Consider the following 2,253-nt stretch of genomic DNA (forward strand, 5'->3'; position numbering starts at 1 on the left):
TTCCTTATGTTAACATCTTCGTTAGTTAATGTCAACTAAGTTTTTTATTTCGTTTTTCGCTTGCGACATTAATGTCATCGGCGACTTGTCTTATATTACACCTCTATATAATAATAGTCAATATTAATCTTTCATTTTTTTAAAAAAGATGAAAAAGACTCTCATACCCCCTCTTTATTCCTCATACATATCAGTAAAATAACTGAAAGGAGTGTAGAACTTGTTCGATCCTTCTTTATTAAACACCATAAGCGCCCATTCAAGAAGCCCACACTATCATAGGAAGTTTCCCATCATTCTATTTTGGAGTCAAAAAAGCGGTTGCACTTCTCTTGCCAATTGGTTCTTTTACCAGATTGATTTATTGCAAACAGCTCTAAGTTATAGTCCTTTCATTCATAATTATGAATATGATATATACAAAAGTACACCTGCTTATAGTGTACGACTAGGGGTAGCGCTACGAGAAAAACAAAAAGAAACGTTTAAACTTGTTCGTAACCCTTATAGGAGAGCAGTCAGTTCTTTCGTATCCTTAATTGGACCTCCTTATATGGAAAATCCCGAATGGAAACCCATCCGAAAGTTTTTATATCAAGATGAAAATTCCCCCAAAGGGATCTCATTTAAACAATTTCTATACTATCTATTTATGAAAGGGGCTCACGCAAGTGATATTAACCCACATTTCACACAACAATATATAGCTGGTGAAGAAGAATATGTCACCAATTATATATACTTAGAAAACTTTGATCAGGAAATGAAAGAATTAGAAAAGCGTTTCGAATTAAAAAACGCACCAATAAATGAGTTCTCAACATCATGGCATCATCAAACTCCCGCCATGATTTATAAAGGGAATTTTAGCGAAGGCGATATTACTGATCCTTTATTTCCCCGTCATCCAACTTTTGAAAGCTTTTATGATACTGAATGTATACAACTTGTTCAAACAATATTTCAAAATGATTTCGACACATATAAATACAGCAAAGAATATCCATACTAATTTTAGTCTATTATCTTTGCTAAATAAAAAAGATACCTCATATATAAGGTATCTTTTTAACATTTCAATTATATAAATCATACTGTTTAACAGTCTCTATTCTCCACCTTGTTACCTTTTAATAGATTACATAACTTTTGCTTATCCGCCCATCCTACTCCAATTAAAACTAAACTCGCTCCCATTATTACTCTCCATGTCAGAGATTCATTTAATAGAATAATTGAAGTAACAATACTTATTAACGGTAATGCATTTAAATATAATCCGCTTACTGATGCTGAAACTCTCTCTAGCGCTTTATTCCAAAACCAATACGCTAAAATTGTTGCTCCAATAACAAGGTATATTACACTAAGTCCCGTTTTCCAAGTTTCAATCTTCGGTAAACCGTAATAAAGAATTTCTACCAGTGCAAATGGTAATAGAATAACAGCTCCAATAATTAAAGTTAATGTTGTAAAAACCTCGTTTGATAAATACTGTTCTTGTTTTGGTCGTTTTAGCAAAACCGTGTAGAAAGCAAATAGAAAAGTACTTAATAATATCAGTATATCTCCTATTAAAGACACTTCTTGATCAGCACTTTTAGATGGAATCGTAATAAAGAGTACTCCTATAGCACCCAATATAATTCCTATCCAATAATTCAATCGAATTTTCTCTTTCAAAAAGAATGCTGAAAAAAGAATTGTAACTAATGGTAATGCAGCATCTATGATACTAACATGTAATCCACTTGTTAAAGAAATACCGTACGATGTGAACATAAAATACCCAGCTACACCGGTAAAAGCTAACAAACTCATTCTTTTCCATGGAACTTTTTTATGTACAACTGATTTTTGTAGTTGCTTAAATGAAAATAGCATACAAATTCCACCTGCAAAGAAAAGACGAATAAACAACAAAGTAAACGGCTGAATAGATTCTAACGCCCATTTTGTTGGCGCAATAGCTGTCCCCCATAATATAACAGCCACTAATAACATGCATATTTCTTTCATAATCCCCCACACCCATCAAAAATATATGTTAACTACCTTAATTATAGATTTTTTCTTATGTAAAATCCTTTAAAAACACAAAAGGTTATGCAAAAAGAGCTAGATTGCTACTTTTTGCATAACCTTTTTTTATATCTCGACTATACCCTTATAAAAGGTAATTCTTACCTTTATATTTTAAGTAATAAAAATAAACACAAAAAAACCTAAGTCGAAACGACTTAGGTTTTTGCT

General features: G+C 31.8%; 2 protein-coding genes. One reads left to right on the forward strand and one right to left on the reverse strand.

The features are described 5' to 3' along the window. The first annotated feature begins 220 nt into the window (after positions 1-220). Positions 221-1,012, forward strand: coding sequence for a sulfotransferase family 2 domain-containing protein (locus IBT51_RS26880; protein WP_000460203.1), 792 nt, complete (start codon positions 221-223; stop codon positions 1,010-1,012). 86 nt (positions 1,013-1,098) lie between these two features. Here the strand turns inward: IBT51_RS26880 and IBT51_RS26885 are convergent, their stop codons facing one another. Then, positions 1,099-2,019 carry a DMT family transporter gene (locus tag IBT51_RS26885; protein WP_000658281.1) on the reverse strand — a complete coding sequence of 307 codons (921 nt, stop codon included), beginning with the start codon at positions 2,017-2,019 and terminating at the stop codon, positions 1,099-1,101. Between the last annotated feature and the right edge of the window lie 234 nt (positions 2,020-2,253).

This window comes from Bacillus sp. S71 (assembly GCF_016625265.1).
Lineage (GTDB): Bacteria > Bacillota > Bacilli > Bacillales > Bacillaceae_G > Bacillus_A > Bacillus_A cereus.